Origin of the sequence: Pseudomonas sp. (genome assembly GCF_050739995.1) — a bacterium.
Lineage (GTDB): Bacteria > Pseudomonadota > Gammaproteobacteria > Pseudomonadales > Pseudomonadaceae > Aquipseudomonas.
This window is the reverse complement of record NZ_JBOICG010000113.1, coordinates 1-17,595: the sequence shown is the minus strand read 5'-3', so window position 1 is coordinate 17,595 and position 17,595 is coordinate 1. Positions and strand designations below refer to the sequence as shown.

Here is a 17,595-nt window from a genome sequence, read left to right as displayed (position 1 = left end):
GCCCAGCGCGGGCAAGCCCGCTCACTACAAAACATCCCGCCGGCTGATCAATCAACGATTGATCTTCAGCCCTTTACGCCCTGCATGCTTTTCCAACGCCAGCTCGATCAAGCGGCTCACCAACTCGCTGTAACTCATCCCTGCCGCCTGCCACAGCTTGGGGTACATGCTGATGCGGGTGAAACCGGGTAGCGAGTTGATTTCATTGATCAGTACTTCACCGTCCTCGGTGAGAAACACATCGACCCGGGCCAGTCCCGAGCAGCCCAACACCTCGAATGCTTCGATAGCCAACTGGCGAATACGCTCGCTGGCGTCATGGCTGATATCAGCCGGCACCACTACTTGGGCGGCCAGGGCGTCGATGTATTTGCTGTCGTAGGAGTAGAAACCGTTGCTCACCACAATCTCGCCACAGCCGCTGGCGATAGGGTTGTCATTGCCCAACACGGCGCATTCGATCTCACGACCTTGCACGGCGGACTCCACCAACACTTTCTCATCAAAACCCAAGGCGAGTTCAACGGCGGCGTGGTACTCGGTTTCGCTGGCGACTTTGCTCACGCCCACCGAAGACCCCTGGTTGGCAGGTTTGACAAACATCGGCAAGCCGAGCTTTTTCACCGCCGTGTCAAAAGACGTACGCGCCGCATTGCGACGGGTCAGGGTGATAAACGGCGTGACAGCAATGCCTGCATCACGCAGCAGGCGTTTGCTGACGTCCTTGTCCATGCACACTGCGGAGCCGAGGACATCGGAGCCGACGAAAGGCAGGTCGGCCATGCGCAGCAAACCTTGCAGGCAACCGTCCTCACCGAGAGTGCCGTGGACGATGGGGAAGATCACGTCGATGTGTTCCAGCGGACCCTGCCCGGAGGTTTCCACCACTTGCTGGCCGGCCTTGCCTGGCACCACCGCCAACTCACGGTTGGACTGGTTAAGGGCGATCAGCGCCGGATTTTCCTGGTTGATCAGGAAGTTCGAAGTGTCATTGAGGTGCCAGTGGCCGGCCTTGTCGATGCCGATCAGGACCGGCTCGAAGCGCGTGCGGTCCAGGGCGTCGACGATATTGCGCGCCGACTGCAGCGAGACTTCGTGCTCGGCCGAACGACCACCAAAAATAATACCTACCCGCACCTTGCTCATGACCCGGCCTCACTGTTGAAAGTAAGGCTTCTTACCACGGTCGGTCAGCGATTCGCCAGCAGATGTGCACCGAACAGCACATAGCAACCACCGGCAAAGCGATCGAGCCACTTGCGCGAGCGGCTGTAGAGGTTGGCCATGCGCTCGCTGGAAAACACCAGGGCAACGGCGCAGTACCAACTGAACGACAAGGAGGCCATGACGATCACCGCCAGCGTCAGTAACAACGGTGACGGTGAAGGTGGCATGGTCGAAGCGAAGATAGTCGCGACAAACAGCGCCGATTTGGGGTTGGACAAGTTACCGAGCAACCCCAGGCGCCAAGCCGAAAACAGCGAACGCCGATGCTCATCCATCAATGGGCCCTGGCTGGCGATGGGCACCGAGCGCTTGAACAGTTTGAACCCCAGATAAATCAGGTAGCAGCCGCCGATAATCTTGAACGCCAGGTACAGCATGGGCGCCGCCGTAAACAACGACTTGATGCCCAGGCCACCGGCCAGCCCCCATAAGACTGTCCCCGACGCCACGCCTGCCGAGGCCGCCACACCATGACGGCGCGAAGCGTTGGCGGCCAACTGGGCGATGTTGAAGAAGTTAGGCCCCGGCGTGACAACGGCAACGATCCAGAGCAACGCCAACGACAGCAACGGCGCGGTGTATACCCAGTGTGAAAGCTGCATAGGTTGTCCCCTGTTCGAAAATTCGTTAACCGTTATCGCTCGGCCTGAGGTTCCGGCGTGTACACCAACAGATCACCGGGTTGGCACTCCAGATAGGCGCAGATGGCATCCAGCGTCCCCAACCGTATCCCTTTGACCTTGCCTTGTTTGAGCAACGACAGGTTCTGTTCGGTAATCCCGATGGCGGCCGCCAGGTCCTTGGATTTGACCTTGCGCCGGGCAAGCATGACGTCCAGCTCAATCACGATGGGCATGTCTATCTCAAACAAAGGTGCGGTTTTCGGAATCGACTTCACTGGCTTGCCACAGAATACGCGCAATCACCGCGATACAGGCTGCCAGAAACAGCGCCACAAAGCTGGGCGCCGTCACGCTCAGGCTGATCAAGCGCTGGCCGACCGGCTCATTCATTGTCACCCACATGCTTAGCAATGGCTCACATAGAAAGTCCAGCAAGACCCAAATCGCGACAGCTTTCCCAACCTTGCCCAAGTGCGACGCCGCCGCGCTGGAAAAGTACTCGCCCCGCGCATAGCGCTGGAACAGCTTGCGCAGATGATTCAGGCCACAGCCCAGAGCCAACAACGGAATGCTGGACAGCACAATCGCCCCCAAGGTCTGCCATAACGGAAACAGGGCCACCTGATCTGCACGCCCCAGGATCAGGCGATCACTCAGCGCGAAGCCAAAACCCAGCCCGTCAGTGGAGGAACTCAATACCGGAAACAACCACACAGCCGCATTCAGGGCCAGCATGCCGACAATCAGCAACAGCGTGATCACTGACATTCGCTGGCTGAGCAGGGCAAGACGTTGAGTGTTCATAAGCAGCCTCGTTGAATTAATGTCGAGGCAAAATAGCCAAAAAATTATCGTAAAACAATAATAATTTATTAAAAAACGATACTAAACGTCGTCACACATGAAAAACCTGCACAATCGTTCAAGAACCTCGCCCCACAATCCACGCAGACTGGGTTAACGTGTTCCCACCTCTATTTGTGACAAGTCACCATGGGCCAACCCACTTCCACCCTTGACTGGCTGCACCGCTCCCCGCACGCCAGCGGCCTGGACCGCATCGAGGCGTACTTCGCCGGATTTGCGTTCGACCCCCATCGCCATGACACCTACGCCATCGGGCGTACGTTGTTTGGCGTGCAGAGCTATCACTATCGGGGCAGCATGACCCATAGCCTGCCCGGCACGACGATGGTGATTCATCCGGACGAAACCCATGACGGCCGCGCCAGCAGCGTGGAAGGTTTCAAGTACCGCATGATTTACGTGGAGCCGGCGTTGATCCAGCAGATTCTCGGTGGCCGGCCGCTGCCATTTATCCACAATGGCTTATCCACAGACCCCCGGCTGTTTCGCGCCAGCGAAGTGTTGCTGCAAAGCCTGGACTGCCCGATCGACCCGATGCAGGAACAGGACGCTCTGTTCGACCTGGCGCAAACGCTGAACGCGGCGTCGGGCGCCGTCGTCAGTCGCAAGTCCTTCGATTACGTGGCCGCCGAGCGTGCCCGTGAATTTATCCACAGCGCCCTGGGCCGCAGCATCACCCTGGATGAAATGGCCGATCACTGCGGCCGTGATCGCTGGGCGTTATCCCGGGATTTTCGCTTGTTGTTCGGCACCAGCCCTTATCGCTACTTGACCATGCGCCGGCTGGACTTGGTGCGCAGTCTGCTGGCCCAGGGCCAATCCTTGGTTGACGCAGCACTGACGGCCGGCTTCACCGACCAGAGCCACATGACCCGGCAATTTCGCAGCACCTACGGCATGCCGCCGTCGCGCTGGGTGAAGATGCTCGGGCGCTGAAAAAACTGACTCGATATGTTTTTCTTGCACCGAGTTCGGCGGGTTCAGGGCTACAGCTGACGCCCGACAATCGGCTCACCAATGGTCAGGAAATTCCCGCCTGCAATATGATGCAAGGTCCGCAGCTCATCATGACCTTCGAAGTGCCAATGCCCCTCGCTGAACACGCGCGCATCGGCATAGGCTGCGACCACTTCGCCCAAGAACAGATCGTAGGCCTGCTGGTTATGGGGTTCGGGCAGCAAGCGGCATTCCAACCAGGCCACGCAACCTTCCAGCAGCGGTGCTTCGGTGTACTCACCGCTAAAGGTGTGTAGGCCGTAGGTGGCGAACTTGTCCGTGTCGGCGCCGGTGGTATTGCCGACCGTCTGCACCAGGTCAGCCTGGGCCACGCACGGCACTTGGAGCACGAAGGTACCGGCACCTTCCAGCAGTTGGCGGGTCCAGGTGGACTTGTCCAACACCACCGCAACTTTCGGTGGATCGAAATCCAACGGCATGGCCCAAGCGGCAGCCATGATATTGCGCTTGCCCTCGAAAGCCGCGCTCACCAACACGGTCGGCCCGTGGTTGAGCAAGCGGTAGGCTTTGGTCAGGGGAACGGGGCGACGGTGAGTAGGGCTCATGGAGGGTCGGCTCTTCATGCAGGAAAGAACCTACGATACCTGAGCCCTACGCTCAGCTCGACAGCTGATTGGCGAACTGCCCGACCGCGCTGACCACCTTCTGTGCACCGTCCTGGATCTCCACGATCACTGTGCCCGCCTCGGCCGCCAGCGCCAGGCCCTGTTCGGCTTGCTGGCGGCCTTCGGTCATCAGGGCGACCGCGTCGCGGGCCATGTCCTGGTTCTGACGCACCACACCGACAATTTCCTCGGTGGCTTTGCTGGTGCGTGAGGCCAACTGGCGAACTTCATCCGCCACCACCGCGAAACCTCGGCCCTGCTCACCGGCACGGGCCGCCTCGATGGCTGCGTTGAGCGCCAGCAGGTTGGTCTGTTCGGCAATGCCGCTGATGGTCTTGACGATGGTGCCGATCACCTGGGACTGCTCGTTCAACGCCTCAATACCTTCGCCGGCCTGCTGCATGTGCTTGGCCAGGTCACGCATCACGTCCACCGCCTGGGTCACGACGGTGGTGCCACGCTGGGCGCTATTGTCGGTCTGCAGGGAAGTGCTGTAGGCAATGTTGGCGGCCTCGGCCACGGCCTGTTCCTGGTTGACCTGGTCGGTGATCACCGTGGCGAACTTGACCACCTTGTACAACCGATCATTGGCATCCAGCACCGGGTTGTAGGTCGCTTCCAGCCACACCACGCGGCCATGGCTGTCCACCCGCTTGAAGCGGGCCGCAACGAACTCACCGGCGTTCAACCGCTTCCAGAACTGCTGGTAGTCGGCGCTGTTGTACTCCTCCGGTTCGCAGAACATGCGGTGATGCTTGCCCTGGATCTGCGCGAGGCTGTAGCCCATGCCACTCAGGAAGCGCTCGTTGGCCGTGAGCACATGGCCGCCGAGGTCGAACTCGATCACCGCGGTGGAGCGGATCAATGCGGTGATCAGGTTTTCATGCTCACGCGAGGCCTCGATGGTGCGGGTCAGGTCGCTGGAGTAGATCGAAAAATGCTTGATCCGCCCATCCGAACTGCGCACCGGCTGCACGATCGAACGCAACCACGCTTCCTTGCCATTACCGCGCATCAGACGCACGGTGCCGGCGAAGTGCTCGCCGCGCACCAGAGCGTTCTTGAAACGCTGCTGGAATTCGTCCTGACGCACGTGGGCCGGCACCAGTTCGTCGATCAAGCGCCCCTGCAATTGGGTGCCTTGATACGCCATCTCCTGAAGGAAGATGGTGTTAACCGACGCGATACGGCCCTCTGGGTCCAGGGTCATCGTGATCATTTCGCTTTCCAGGCTCTCCTTGACCTGTTGCAAGCTGGACAACTCTTCGCGAAGAGCCGACAGCTCCTGTTTCAAACGGCTGTTGAACATGGGGCACCGATGATCAAATGAGGACAGGGATCTGCCTGCATCGGCGCTGCTGGCGTTTTCTGAAGAGGGCTTTAGCCCCAGAGCCAACTATATTTTTGGATCCATTAGCCGCCATTGTTCCGGCACACCCCCATCACTTGGTACTCCAGGGTATTGAGCTTGCCGGTGGAGTCCTCATAGGTCATGCGCGATGGCACCGGGTTACATGAGCGGATCGGTGGCGTCACGTTGACCACGTTGGCAATGTCCAGCTTCATGCCGTAGCGATACGTCTGTACCTCGGGCACCGGCTTGCCGACCTTGGCCGCGTAATCGGCCATGGCCTTTTCATTGCGCTCCATCATCAGGGCAAAAGTGCGATCCCCGCCGCCTTCGGCCAATGCGCCAAAAGACAGGACTGCCGTTAATATACCCAGGCCAATTTTATAAAAGTTCATCACAGGTTCCTCGTCTGAAAGTTCAGTGCCGAGATTAACCAACGAACCCTGACGCCATGTTCACCAGAACATTACTTATTTGTTAGGTCGCCGTGAGCTTCCAAAATTGTAATGTTCAAGCCACTTCCTTGTTATCTGACGTTTGCAACTATCAGCCCGGGCCAGATCAATAAAAACTCCCGCCCCCATAAGAAGCCGATAACTGCCAATACCAAGGAGCGAACCATGAGTATCCGTCACTACACCCTTCCCTTTTCGTTGATTGCCGCATTGCCCCTGGCCGCCGTGGCCGCGGAGGAAAAGCCCGAAGGATTTATCGAAGGCAGCAGCGTCAACGTGCTGGCACGAAATTTCTACTTCAACCGCGATGATCGCAAGGGCCAGTCCAGCCCCACCGGCAATGGTTATTCCGAAGCCTGGGCGCAAGGGCTGATTGGCAAATTCGAATCCGGCTTTACCCAAGGCACAGTGGGGTTCGGCCTGGACGCCTTCGCCATGTACGGCCTGCAACTCGACTCGGGCACCGGCCGCAGCGGTGGCAAGGGCTCGTTCGGCGTGCTACCGGTGGACAGCGACAACCACCCTGAAAACAGCTACAGCAAAGTCGGCGGCGCGCTGAAATTGCGTGTGCTCGACACCGTGATCAAGGCCGGCGACGTGTTCCCGCTCACCCCAGTGGTGGCGTACGGCGACTCGCGTTTGTTGCCGGAAAGCTTTCGTGGCGTGACCGCGCAAAACACCAGCATCGAGGGCCTGAGCCTGCAAGGCGGACGCTTGAGCGGCATGAGCCAGCCCAATGAAAGTGGCATGAACAACGGCTTCGCGACCTTCTATGCGGGCAAGGTAGACTCGCCCTGGATCGGCTATTTCGGCGGTGATTACCAGCTCAACAAACACCTCAGCGTGAGCCTGTACAGTAGCCGCCTGAAGGACGCCTGGGACCAGTATTATTTCGGCAGCGCCGCCAGCTATCCGCTGAACGATGACGTCTCAGTGTTCGGTGACTTCAACTATTACAAGGCCGTGGACGAAGGTAAAAAACGACTGGGTGAATTCGATAACAACATCTGGAGCGCCAGGCTCGGGGTCAAGGTCGGCGCCCACAGCGTGGCCATTTCGCACCAGCGCAACAATGGCGACGACGACTTCGATTACCTGCGCCAGTCAGACTCGATTTTCCTCAACAACTCGATCCAGTACAGCGACTTCAACTCACCCAAGGAGCGCTCGTGGATGGTGCGATATGACCTGGACATGCAGCCGTTCGGTATCCCCGGCCTGTCGTTCATGACCCGCTACGGCAAAGGCACCGGCGCCGACTACAGCAACGCCAACGCCGTCTACATGCGCCGTGACGCTGCTGGCAATCCGCTGACCGACCAGCGTCGCTGGGAGCGCGATATCGAAGCCAAATACGTGGTGCAAAGCGGCACCCTGAAAGATCTATCACTGCGCTTGCGCCAGGCCACGGTACGCTCCAGTGCATTCGAGTCGGACTTGGAAGAAGTGCGCTTGATTGCCGAATATCCACTGGTGGCGCTGTAAGTGATTACATTCGTTCGCCGTTAACTAACATCTGTTCACAACTACCCAGTTATCAAAACTGTAATATTGGCCTCACCTTCTCGTTAAGTTGATCTTCCTATACTGGCCTCAACTTATTCACCGAGCACATTCATCTCTGAAGCTTTTGTGTAGCTCCTTTGGAAAGAGATGAATTTTTAACGCCCCGCTTGGGGCGTTTTTTTTGAACCCGGCTTTGTGCGGCCGATGGTCGCAGTTGACCCTGAAGCTACTTCACGGTTCAGAATTTTCCTACTCCCCCAACAGCAACCTCCATAAGGAAATGGCCCTCTCTTCTCTTCGTAATAGGTAAATCCCCATGCGTATCCTTGTGGTTGAGGACGAACAAAAAACCGCCGACTACCTGCAGCAGGGCTTGAACGAAAGCGGCTACGTAGTCGACTGCGCCAACAATGGCATCGACGGCTTGCACCTGGCCGGGCAACACGCCTATGAACTGGTGATCCTCGACGTCAACCTGCCCGGCAAAGATGGCTGGGAAGTGCTGGAGCAATTACGCCGCAACGGCACCCAGCGCGTGATGATGCTGACCGCCCGTGGCCGGCTGGCCGACAAGATCAAGGGCCTGGACATGGGCGCCGATGACTACCTGGTCAAACCCTTCGAATTTCCCGAACTGCTGGCACGGGTGCGCACGCTACTGCGGCGCAGCGAACATATCCCCCAGCCGGAAGTGTTTCGCGTGTCAGACCTTGAGTTGGACCCGCGCCGCCATCGCGCCTATCGCGGCACCCGGCGTATCGACCTGACCACCAAGGAATTCGCCCTGTTGCAAGTGCTGATGCGCCAGACCGGTGAAGTCCTGACCCGTACACAGATCATTTCCCTGGTGTGGGACATGAACTTCGACTGCGACACTAACGTAGTTGAAGTGTCCATCAGCCGCCTGCGCGCCAAGGTCGATGACCAGAGCGAAATCAAGCTGATCCACACGATTCGCGGTGTGGGTTACGTGCTGGAGGCTCGCGCATGAAAACCGGCAGTTTGTCGATGCGACTGGGCCTGACCGTCAGCCTGATGGGCGCAGGCCTGGTCTTGCTGCTGGCGACCCTGGCCTATCTGGCCCTCACCCACGAGCTGGAAAAACTGGCGCGCAAGGGGCTGGAAAGCAAGATGGAACAGATCCAGCACAGCCTCGCCCTGGGCCTGGACGCCCACGCCATCCGCGCGCGCCCGCATTCGCTGATGGATCTGGTGATGGGCCACGACAACTTCTACCTGACCATCATCGGCACCGCGCCCGACAACACCGTCCTGCTGAGCGTCGGCGCCAAGCCGCAAGAACCGTTGCTGACTGACTTCAAGCCTCGTGAAACCCTCGGCTACCTGAACTGGACAGACAATTACGGTAACCAGATACTCAGTGCCTCCAGCCTGATGCGCCTGGCCAGCGGCGAACGTGTGCGGGTGGTGTTGTCCTTGGATCGCATGGACGACCAGGCCCTGCTCAGCGCCTACCTGCGTGCCACCGTCATCGCGCTGCCCCTGTTGTTGATCCTCATCGGCATGGGCGCCTGGTGGTTGGTACAGCGCGGTCTCGCGCCGTTGAAGCAGTTCAGCCAGGTGGCGGCCAAAGTCACCACCCAGGACCTGACCCATCGCTTGTCCGTCGACAACCTGCCCAAGGAACTGGGCGAGCTGGCGCAAGGCTTCAACGTAATGCTCGACCGCCTGGACGCCGGAGTGCAGCAGCTGTCGCAATTCTCCGATGACCTCGCCCACGAATTGCGCGCGCCCCTGACCAACCTGATGGGCAAGGCCCAGGTGACGCTGTCACGCCAGCGACCACCGGAGGAATACAAGGCCGTGCTGGAATCCAACACTGAAGAGCTGGAGCGCCTGGGACGTATCGTCAGCGACATGCTGTTTCTTGCCCAGGTCAGCCATCCAGCTGCGCGCGCTTCGTTTACAACCGTGTCCCTGGCCGATGAAGCCCATCGAGTCATGGAGCTGTTTGCGCTAAGTGCCGAAGACAAGCAACTGACCCTGACCTTGAGCGGCGACGCCCACGTGCAGGGCGACCGCCTGATGATCCAGCGCGCGCTGTCCAACCTGCTGTCCAATGCCATCCGCCACACCCCGGTGGGTTCGCATATTTCATTGCTGGTGGAAGCCTATGGCAACAACGTCTGCGTGTCGGTGAGCAACCCCGGCCCAGGCATCGAAGCCCAGCACCTGCCGCACCTGTTCGAACGTTTCTACCGTGTCGACAGCAGTCGCGCCCGCACCGAGGGCGGCACCGGCCTGGGACTGGCCATCGTGCGGTCGATCATGACCCTGCACCAGGGGCAGGCCGACGTACGCAGCCTGCCCGGTGGTTTCACGCTGTTTCGGCTGGTCTTCCCACTCGCGTGAATTGCTTTGTAGTGAGCGGGCTTGCCCCGCGTTGGGCGGTGAAGCCGCCCCAATAAGACCGCCGCGTTGTGTCAGGTAGAACGCGCGAGCAGGTTTTAGGGCGGCTTCGCCACCCAACGCGGGGCAAGCCCGCTCACTACAATGATCACTCTTCCTTGCGATGCGCCCACTGGTACAGCGCCGGCAGCACCAGCAAGGTCAGTAACGTCGACGAAATAATCCCGCCGATCACCACCGTCGCCAACGGCCGTTGCACTTCGGCACCGGTGCCGGTGGCGAGCGCCATGGGGATGAACCCGAGGGACGCCACCAACGCGGTCATCAGCACCGGGCGCAAGCGGGTCAATGCACCTTCGTTGACCGCCGTTGAGAGTGAGCGCCCTTCCTCCCTCAGGTTGCGGATGAACGCAATCATCACCAGCCCGTTGAGCACCGCCACCCCGGACAACGCGATAAAGCCCACCCCCGCCGAGATCGACAGCGGAATATCCCGCAACCACAGGGCCATGATCCCACCCGTCAACGCGAACGGAATCCCGGTGAACACCAACAAGCCATCCTTGAGGTTGTTGAACATCATGAACAACAACCCGAACACCAGCAGCAACGCCACCGGCACCACAATGCGCAAACGCTCGGACGCTTCCTTGAGCTGCTCGAACTGGCCGCCCCAGGTCGTCCAATAGCCTGCCGGCACCTTCACTTGGGCACCGATGGCCGCCTCGGCCTCTTCGACGAATGAGCCAATATCCCGCCCGCGCACGTTGGCGCTGACGATCACCAGGCGCTTACCGTTCTCACGGCTGATCTGGTTCGGGCCAAGCACCAGGTCCAGGCTGGCAACCTGCGACAAGGCAATAAAGCCCAACTGTGTCGCCCCATTGCCAGCCATTGCCGGCACCGGGATCAACAGCCGCGACAGCCCGTCGATATCGGTACGCAGCGCGTCGGACAAACGCACGACCATGTCAAAACGACGGTCGCCTTCATACAATGTACCGGCTTGTCGCCCGCCTACGGCGACGGCAATGGTGTCCTGCACATCGCCCACATTCAGGCCAAAACGCGCAGCCTTGTCACGGTCAATATTGATGGTCAGCACCGGCAGTCCAGAAGTCTGCTCCACCTTCACTTCCGAGGCGCCCGTCAGCTTTTTCAGGGTCTCTGCAATTTCCTCGGCGGTCTTGTTCAGCACCGCCATGTCGTCACCAAACACCTTCACCGCCACATCACTGCGTACCCCGGAAATCAGTTCGTTGAATCGCAGCTGGATCGGCTGCGACAGTTCATACGCACTGCCCGGCACAATCGCGCTGGCCCGCTGGATATCGGCAATGATCGCCTCGCGGGACTTCTTCGGGTTCGGCCATTGGTCCTTGGGTTTGAGCATCACGTAGCTGTCAGAGATATTCGGCGGCATCGGGTCCGAGGCGATTTCCGCGGTGCCGGTACGGGCAAACACGCGCTCGATTTCCGGCACCTGGGCGATCAAGGTTTTTTCCAACTGCTGCTGCATCTGCACCGATTGCGTCAGGCTGGTGCCTGGCACGCGCAGGGCCTGTTGGGCGAAGTCGCCCTCGCTGAGGCTGGGGATAAATTCACTGCCCATGCGGCTGGCGACCGCACCGGAGGCGATGATGGTCAGCACCGCCAGGCCAAACACCACCGAGCGGCGCGCCATCACCCAATCCAACACGGGCGCATACGCCCGGCGAGCGGTGCGCATCACCAGGTTTTCTTCTTCCTTGACCTTACCGGTAACGAACAGCGCAATCGCTGCCGGTACAAACGTCACCGACAGAATCATCGCGCCGAGCAAGGCGATCACCACGGTGAACGCCATGGGGTGGAACATCTTCCCAGCCACCCCCGTGAGGGCGAAGATCGGCAGGTACACCACCATGATGATCAGTTGCCCGAAGATCAGCGCACGCCGCGCTTCCTTGGCCGCCGCGAACACTTCATGCAGGCGCTCGCTGCGGGTCAACAGGCGCCCATGACGATGTTGCGCATGGGCCAAGCGGCGGATGGCGTTCTCGACGATCACCACCGCGCCGTCGACGATAATGCCGAAGTCCAGCGCGCCGAGGCTCATCAGGTTGGCGCTGACTTTGTTGGTGAACATGCCGGTAAAGGTGAACAGCATCGCCAGCGGAATCACCATGGCGGTGATCAGCGCCGCACGGATATTGCCGAGGAACAGGAACAGCACTGCGACCACCAGCAGCGCGCCTTCGAAAAGGTTCTTCTTCACCGTGGCAATGGCTTTTTCCACCAGGTTGGTGCGGTCATAGACGGTGACGGCGACCACACCTTCGGGCAGCGAGCGGTTGATCTCTTCCAGCTTCTTCGCCACCGCCTGGGACACGGTGCGGCTGTTTTCACCGATCAACATGAACACTGTGCCCAACACCACTTCACGGCCGTTTTCCGTGGCGGCACCGGTGCGCAATTCACGGCCGATCTCGACCTGAGCCACATTGCGCACACGGATCGGCGTGCCGTCCGACGTGGTGATGACGATGTTGGCGATGTCGTCGATGGACGCCACTTGCCCCGGCGCTCGAATCAGCAATTGCTCACCGCTGCGCTCGATGTAGCCGGCACCGACGTTGGCGTTGTTGCGTTCCAGCGCCGTGACCAGATCGCCCAAGGTCAGGTTGTAGGCCGCCAGGCGCTTGGGGTCCGGCGCGATCTGATATTCCTTGGCGAAACCACCGATGGTGTTGATCTCCGCCACGCCCGGAACGTTGCGCAGTTGCGGCTTGATGATCCAGTCCTGGATCACCCGCAAGTCGGTCGGTGTGTAGGGCGTACCGTCATCCTTGAGTGCGCCCTCCTCGGCCTCGACGGTCCACAGGAAAATTTCCCCAAGGCCAGTGGAAATCGGCCCCATGGCCGTTTCAATACCCTCGGGTAATTGCTCGCGGGCCACTTGTAGGCGCTCGTTGACCAATTGACGGGCAAAGAACAGGTCGGTGCCATCCTTGAAAATCACCGTGACTTGGGACAAACCAGAACGCGACAACGAACGCGTCTGCTGCAACCCCGGCAACCCGGCCATGGCCGTTTCGATAGGAAAGGTGATGCGCTGCTCGGTTTCCAACGGCGAAAACCCGGCCGCCGCCGAGTTGATCTGCACCTGCACGTTGGTGATATCGGGCACGGCGTCAATGGGTAACTTCTGATAGCTGGCGATGCCGACACCGGCCATCAACAGCACCGCCAGCAGCACAATGATGCGCTGCTCGATGGCGAATTGGATAAGGCGCTCAAACATGGGAAATCACTCGCAGGATCAATGGGCGTGTTCGGCCGAGCCTTTGCCCAATTCGGACTTGAGGATGAAGCTGCCAACGGTGGCCACTTGCGCCCCGGCGTCGAGGCCTTTGCGCACTTCGACGTAGCCGTTTTCACTCACACCCAGTTCAAGATGACGGGTGATGAAACCGTCCGGGGTGCGCACAAATACCGAGGGTTTGTCCTCGACGGTCTGGATCGCGGTTTGCGGCACGGTGACCTTGGCCTGGTAGGTATCGGTGGCCACTTGCACCGTTACAAACAGCCCCGGGCGCCAGGCGTCGTCGGGGTTCGGCACGCTCACGCGCACAGTGGCAGTGCGCGTTTGCTCACCGAGCAGGTTGCCGACATAGGCCACAGTGCCGAGCACATCGGTGCCCATTTCGGTGGAGCTGACTTTCACCGGTTTGCCGATGCGCACCTTGTTCAGGTCTTTGGGAAACACACCGAACGTGACCCACACCTGGGACAGGTCCGAGAGTGTAAAAGCGTTGCTGGTTTCGCTGACGACTTCGCCGACGCCGAGGTGTTTTTCCACCACCACACCGGCAAACGGTGCGCGCAGCTCGTAGCGATTGCCGCCGACCAAGACTGCGCTGCCGCTGAGGGCGTTCATCTTTTGGCGGGCGTTGTTCAGGGCGATTTCGGCTTCTTGCAAGGTCTGGCGCGCCAGCAGGTAATCCTGCTCGGCGGAGATTTCGTCCTTCCACAACTGGCGCTCGCGCTGGAAGGTGGTGCGCGCCAGCTCGACACGACGCTCGCTGGCGGCCAGCTCGCTACGTTGATCGGAGATTTGCTGGCTGGCGATCACCGCCAATAGCTCGCCCTTCTTAACCGACTGCCCGAGATTGACCTTGACCGCCTCCACCACGCCAGCCGCACGCGGGACGATGTGCGAGGTGCGGTCTTCGTCGAAGCGTACTTCTCCGGGCAACGTCAGCAGCGTGCTGATCGCACGGGGTTGGGCCTGGACCAGTTGAATGCCGGCGGCCTGGATCTGCTGCTCGGTAAGTTCGAGCTTGCCTTCCTCTTCGTCGGCGTTGGCAAAACCGGACAGCATCAGGCCCAGGGCGACGGCGAACGCCATGCCACGTTTCTTGTTCATCAGAAGACTCCAGAAAAAATCAAAACCGGGCGAGGTCGCCGTAAATCCGCTCGATGCGCACCCAGGCGTCAGTGGCCTGGGCGGTCGCCGTGAGGTATTGGGTGCGAGCCGCGATCAAGGTGCGCTGGGCGTCAAGCACATCGAGGAAGTTGAACTTGCCCATCTCGAAGCCACGGGTGGCACTGTCCACCGCGCGCTGGGCGGCTGGCAGGATCTGCTGGTTGAACGCTTGCACTTCGGTGTTCGCGGTTTGCCACAGGTCCAGCGCCTGGCGGGTTTCGGTGCGCAACCGCAGTTCGGTGGCATTGCGCAGGTCACGGGCCTGGTCCGCGCGGCGGCTGGCAGCGAGCACGTTGCCCTGGTTGCGGTTGAACAACGGAATCGGCATCGACACGCCCACCACATTCACCCGCTCACGCACGCTGGCGTCGTATTGGCTGCCGATGGACACGTCGAGATCGGGAATGCGCTGGGCTTTTTCCAGGCCTACGCTGGCTTCGCTTTGCAGGATCTGCAACTCGGCTAGGCGCAACTCGGTGGTTTGCTCCAGGCGCGAAAGCAACTGCGCGGAGGCCGGCAAAGGCGGGGAGGATTGGCTTTGCGTGGCGACGGCCTGGAAGTCAGGCGCGGCGCTGCCGGTGCTGGCGGCCAGCCGACGATAGGCATCGGTGAGGCCGACCTGGGCACGGTTCAATTCCAGGCGGATCTCCGACAGCTGCACCTGGGCGCGAGTGGCTTCCACGGGTGAGGACTTACCGGCACTGACGCGACCGTTGGCGACCACCAGTCCGCGCTCGGCCAAGGCCATCGAGCGTTGCGCCAGGTCGAGGCGCTCCTGGGCGCGCAGGGCACTGTAGTAGCTATCGATGACCTCGGCGCGCAGGCCGTTGCGACGCTGTTCCAAGGTCAGCGCGGCGGCGTCCTGGGCGCGGGTCGCCACGTCAATTCGCGCACCGCGCTTGCCACCCAGTTCCAGGGTCTGGCTGAGTTTGACGGTGGTGGTGCGGCTGTTGCGGCGAGTGTCTTCCGCGTCCCAGGAGGCCACGGGATTGGGGATCAAGCCGGCCTGTTGGCGACCGCCTTGGGCAATGTCGATTTCCCATTGCGCGGCCGCCAGGTCAGGGTTGTTGGCGAAGGCGGTTTGCAGGGCTGAATCGAGGGTGAGGGTTTGCGCCTGGGCGACGCTTGCGGCCATCCACAACGCCGTCGCCCCCAAAAATGTTCTTACGGAAATTGCCATAACGAAAGTTCCACGCCCATGAAGTCGCTGAGGTGTCCCAGCGGGGGCAATGTAGCTTTCGGTACTTATCAGGGCCGTGGGCAGAACATTACAAATCCGTTAGCCAGGATCAGGCGTGGACCTCGTCGTGCTCATCATGTTGAAAACCTTCACTCTCGACCTGAATGGTGGCGTGGGAAATATCGAATTGTTCATGCAGCAACTCCGTCACCTGGCTGAGGATTTGTTGCTCGGTGCCCACCGATGCGTCCGCCACCAGATGGGTGCTCAGCACGTTTTTACCGCTGGTCAACGCCCAGATATGCAAATCGTGTACACCCTTGACCCCGGGCACCTTGCCAATGGCCTGCTCGACCTGATCAATGTCGACCCCATCCGGCACGCCTTGCAACAACACATTCATGCTTTCCTTGAGCAGGGTCCAGGTGCGTGGCAATACCCAGAAACCAATCGCCGCCGCCACCACGGAGTCGACCCAACCCCAACCAGTGAACATGATCACCACCGCCGCGATGATCACGCCGATGGAACCGAGCATGTCGCTCCAGACCTCCAGGTACGCGCCCTTCACGTTCAGGCTTTCGCCGCTGGCGGCGCTGAGCAGGCGCATGGAGATCAGGTTGACGATCAGCCCCAGCACCGCGATCACCAGCATGCCGGTGGACTGGATTTCAGCCGGGGCCTGCAACCGTTGATAGGCCTCGTAGAGGATGTAGAACGCCACGGCGAACAACAGCAGCGCATTGAACGCCGCCGCCAGGATTTCGAACCGCGCATAACCAAAGGTGCGCTTGCGATCGGCCGGACGTTTGGCGATCTGGATGGCTACCAGGGAAATCGCCAGGGCCAGGGCATCGGTCATCATGTGGGCGGCGTCCGACAGCAGCGCAAGACTGCCGGTGACGAAGGCACCGATCACCTCGGCGATCATGAAGCTGCCGGTCAGCCCCAATGCGAACCAGAGCTTGCGTTCGTGGCCGGCGCGTACTTGGGCGTGGTTATGTCCTGCGCTCATGAAATGTCTTCCTGTTGGGTAATCCGCTGATCATAGAGCTATAGGCCAAATCTCCGGGCATGCATTGCAAATTTGTCATCCGCACGCCAGCTAACCGTTACATCAAGCGCACCAAAATCGCTCATGAACGCTCTGGAACAGTTCTATCAGGTATGCTTTTCGAGCAGGAAACAAAAAGAAACATATTAGCCAACCTGTTCGATAAGGAGTCCCGTTTTGGAGTTATCGACTGCCGCGTGGATGGTTCACGACACACGCCTCATGCTCTGCGTCCTGCTGGCCATCGCCAGCATCATCGTGCTGATCAGCGCGACCAAGCTGCCGCCCTTCCTGTCGATTCTGATCGGCACCTTTATCGCCGGTGTCGGCGCTGGGTTACCACCAGAAGAAGTCGCCAAGGCGTTCAGTAAAGGCGCCGGGGCGATCCTCGGTGAAGCCGGCATCATCATTGCGCTGGGCTCGATGCTCGGCGCGTTGATGGCCGAATCCGGCGCGGCTGACCGCATCGCCACCACCTTGCTCGGGTTGGGCAAGGGCAAATCATTGCCGTGGGTGATGGCGCTGGTCGCCATGGTGATCGGCCTGCCGTTGTTCTTTGAAGTGGGCCTGGTGATGATGGTGCCGATCATCTTCGTGATGGCCAAGCGCTCGAACCAGCCGTTGCTGAAAATCGCCATCCCGGCACTGGCGGGCATGACCACCCTGCACGCCTTGATGCCGCCACATCCGGGGCCGCTGATCGCGGTGGGCGCATTGCACGCCGACCTGGGCCTGACCATGTTGCTGGGCTTCTGCCTGGCAGTGCCGGCAGTGATCCTGGCGGGTCCGATCTATGGCAACTGGCTGTCCAAACGCCTGCACGTGGATGAACCGGCCGACATCGGTGCGCTATTCAGCGCACCACCCAAGGC

The 17,595-nt window shown here is 60.2% G+C and carries 16 protein-coding genes; 5 read left to right on the top strand and 11 right to left on the bottom strand.

What is annotated here, in order from left to right; genetic code table 11:
- Positions 1-51 precede the first annotated feature (51 nt).
- Genes ddlA through ACRESD_RS03870 form a run of 4 tightly spaced genes read right to left on the bottom strand, consistent with a single transcriptional unit; the run spans position 52 to position 2,654 of the window.
- Positions 52-1,146 (bottom strand): D-alanine--D-alanine ligase, encoded by a 1,095-nt coding sequence (gene ddlA / locus ACRESD_RS03885; protein ID WP_431749716.1) that lies wholly within the window; start codon positions 1,144-1,146, stop codon positions 52-54.
- 44 nt (positions 1,147-1,190) lie between these two features.
- Positions 1,191-1,829, bottom strand: a complete 639-nt coding sequence (locus ACRESD_RS03880) for a LysE family translocator (protein WP_431749715.1) — start codon at positions 1,827-1,829, stop codon at positions 1,191-1,193.
- Between the two features lie 32 nt (positions 1,830-1,861).
- Positions 1,862-2,083: a helix-turn-helix domain-containing protein gene (locus tag ACRESD_RS03875; protein WP_431749714.1), complete on the bottom strand. Its 222-nt coding sequence runs from the start codon at positions 2,081-2,083 to the stop codon at positions 1,862-1,864.
- 7 nt (positions 2,084-2,090) lie between these two features.
- Complete coding sequence (locus tag ACRESD_RS03870) at positions 2,091-2,654, bottom strand: DUF2975 domain-containing protein (RefSeq protein WP_431749713.1); 564 nt, start codon at positions 2,652-2,654, stop codon at positions 2,091-2,093.
- A gap of 189 nt (positions 2,655-2,843) precedes the next feature.
- Between ACRESD_RS03870 and ACRESD_RS03865 the strand changes: the two genes are divergently transcribed.
- Positions 2,844-3,653 (top strand): AraC family transcriptional regulator, encoded by an 810-nt coding sequence (locus tag ACRESD_RS03865; protein WP_431749712.1) that lies wholly within the window; start codon positions 2,844-2,846, stop codon positions 3,651-3,653.
- Between the two features lie 50 nt (positions 3,654-3,703).
- Here ACRESD_RS03865 and ACRESD_RS03860 read toward each other — a convergent pair whose 3' ends face one another.
- The 3 genes from ACRESD_RS03860 to ACRESD_RS03850 form a co-directional block, all read right to left on the bottom strand.
- On the bottom strand, positions 3,704-4,279 hold the full coding sequence (locus tag ACRESD_RS03860; protein WP_431749711.1) for a flavin reductase family protein: 576 nt from the start codon (positions 4,277-4,279) through the stop codon (positions 3,704-3,706).
- 52 nt (positions 4,280-4,331) lie between these two features.
- Positions 4,332-5,648 (bottom strand): methyl-accepting chemotaxis protein, encoded by a 1,317-nt coding sequence (locus tag ACRESD_RS03855; RefSeq protein WP_431749710.1) that lies wholly within the window; start codon positions 5,646-5,648, stop codon positions 4,332-4,334.
- A 104-nt stretch (positions 5,649-5,752) separates the two neighbouring features.
- Positions 5,753-6,085, bottom strand: a complete 333-nt coding sequence (locus ACRESD_RS03850) for a DUF2790 domain-containing protein (protein ID WP_431749709.1) — start codon at positions 6,083-6,085, stop codon at positions 5,753-5,755.
- 225 nt (positions 6,086-6,310) lie between these two features.
- Between ACRESD_RS03850 and ACRESD_RS03845 the strand changes: the two genes are divergently transcribed.
- The 3 genes from ACRESD_RS03845 (at position 6,311) to ACRESD_RS03835 (ending at position 10,024) form a co-directional block, all read left to right on the top strand.
- Positions 6,311-7,630: an OprD family porin gene (locus ACRESD_RS03845; protein ID WP_431749708.1), complete on the top strand. Its 1,320-nt coding sequence runs from the start codon at positions 6,311-6,313 to the stop codon at positions 7,628-7,630.
- A gap of 337 nt (positions 7,631-7,967) precedes the next feature.
- Positions 7,968-8,642, top strand: a complete 675-nt coding sequence (locus ACRESD_RS03840; RefSeq protein ID WP_431749707.1) for a heavy metal response regulator transcription factor — start codon at positions 7,968-7,970, stop codon at positions 8,640-8,642.
- Positions 8,639-10,024 carry a heavy metal sensor histidine kinase gene (locus ACRESD_RS03835; RefSeq protein ID WP_431749706.1) on the top strand — a complete coding sequence of 462 codons (1,386 nt, stop codon included), beginning with the start codon at positions 8,639-8,641 and terminating at the stop codon, positions 10,022-10,024. The genes ACRESD_RS03840 and ACRESD_RS03835 overlap by 4 nt, the downstream gene beginning before the upstream one ends.
- A gap of 145 nt (positions 10,025-10,169) precedes the next feature.
- On the opposite strand, the gene ACRESD_RS03830 is transcribed toward ACRESD_RS03835, so the two are convergent.
- From ACRESD_RS03830 to ACRESD_RS03815, 4 genes are all read right to left on the bottom strand, one after another.
- A complete protein-coding gene (locus tag ACRESD_RS03830; RefSeq protein ID WP_431749705.1) occupies positions 10,170-13,304 on the bottom strand; it encodes a CusA/CzcA family heavy metal efflux RND transporter in 3,135 nt (1,044 codons plus the stop codon).
- Positions 13,305-13,322: 18 nt separating this feature from the next.
- On the bottom strand, positions 13,323-14,429 hold the full coding sequence (locus ACRESD_RS03825) for an efflux RND transporter periplasmic adaptor subunit (protein ID WP_431749704.1): 1,107 nt from the start codon (positions 14,427-14,429) through the stop codon (positions 13,323-13,325).
- 19 nt (positions 14,430-14,448) lie between these two features.
- Positions 14,449-15,669, bottom strand: a complete 1,221-nt coding sequence (locus ACRESD_RS03820; RefSeq protein WP_431749703.1) for a TolC family protein — start codon at positions 15,667-15,669, stop codon at positions 14,449-14,451.
- Between the two features lie 109 nt (positions 15,670-15,778).
- Positions 15,779-16,684 (bottom strand): cation diffusion facilitator family transporter, encoded by a 906-nt coding sequence (locus tag ACRESD_RS03815; RefSeq protein WP_431749702.1) that lies wholly within the window; start codon positions 16,682-16,684, stop codon positions 15,779-15,781.
- A gap of 216 nt (positions 16,685-16,900) precedes the next feature.
- Here ACRESD_RS03815 and ACRESD_RS03810 point away from each other — a divergent pair.
- Positions 16,901-17,595, top strand: a 695-nt coding sequence (locus ACRESD_RS03810; protein ID WP_431749701.1) for a GntP family permease, incomplete at its 3' end; no start/stop codon positions are given.

Bases quoted from the DNA above. Each gene is read 5' to 3' on its own strand.
- ACRESD_RS03875 (WP_431749714.1), bottom strand. From the start codon at position 2,083: ATGCCCATCGTGATTGAGCTGGACGTCATGCTTGCCCGGCGCAAGGTC.
- ACRESD_RS03850 (WP_431749709.1), bottom strand. From the start codon at position 6,085: ATGAACTTTTATAAAATTGGCCTGGGTATATTAACGGCAGTCCTGTCT.
- ACRESD_RS03870 (WP_431749713.1), bottom strand. From the start codon at position 2,654: ATGAACACTCAACGTCTTGCCCTGCTCAGCCAGCGAATGTCAGTGATC.
- ACRESD_RS03855 (WP_431749710.1), bottom strand. From the start codon at position 5,648: ATGTTCAACAGCCGTTTGAAACAGGAGCTGTCGGCTCTTCGCGAAGAG.
- ACRESD_RS03835 (WP_431749706.1), top strand. From the start codon at position 8,639: ATGAAAACCGGCAGTTTGTCGATGCGACTGGGCCTGACCGTCAGCCTG.
- ACRESD_RS03860 (WP_431749711.1), bottom strand. From the start codon at position 4,279: ATGAGCCCTACTCACCGTCGCCCCGTTCCCCTGACCAAAGCCTACCGC.
- ACRESD_RS03845 (WP_431749708.1), top strand. From the start codon at position 6,311: ATGAGTATCCGTCACTACACCCTTCCCTTTTCGTTGATTGCCGCATTG.
- ACRESD_RS03840 (WP_431749707.1), top strand. From the start codon at position 7,968: ATGCGTATCCTTGTGGTTGAGGACGAACAAAAAACCGCCGACTACCTG.
- ACRESD_RS03815 (WP_431749702.1), bottom strand. From the start codon at position 16,684: ATGAGCGCAGGACATAACCACGCCCAAGTACGCGCCGGCCACGAACGC.
- ddlA (WP_431749716.1), bottom strand. From the start codon at position 1,146: ATGAGCAAGGTGCGGGTAGGTATTATTTTTGGTGGTCGTTCGGCCGAG.
- ACRESD_RS03880 (WP_431749715.1), bottom strand. From the start codon at position 1,829: ATGCAGCTTTCACACTGGGTATACACCGCGCCGTTGCTGTCGTTGGCG.
- ACRESD_RS03830 (WP_431749705.1), bottom strand. From the start codon at position 13,304: ATGTTTGAGCGCCTTATCCAATTCGCCATCGAGCAGCGCATCATTGTG.
- ACRESD_RS03825 (WP_431749704.1), bottom strand. From the start codon at position 14,429: ATGAACAAGAAACGTGGCATGGCGTTCGCCGTCGCCCTGGGCCTGATG.
- ACRESD_RS03865 (WP_431749712.1), top strand. From the start codon at position 2,844: ATGGGCCAACCCACTTCCACCCTTGACTGGCTGCACCGCTCCCCGCAC.
- ACRESD_RS03820 (WP_431749703.1), bottom strand. From the start codon at position 15,669: ATGGCAATTTCCGTAAGAACATTTTTGGGGGCGACGGCGTTGTGGATG.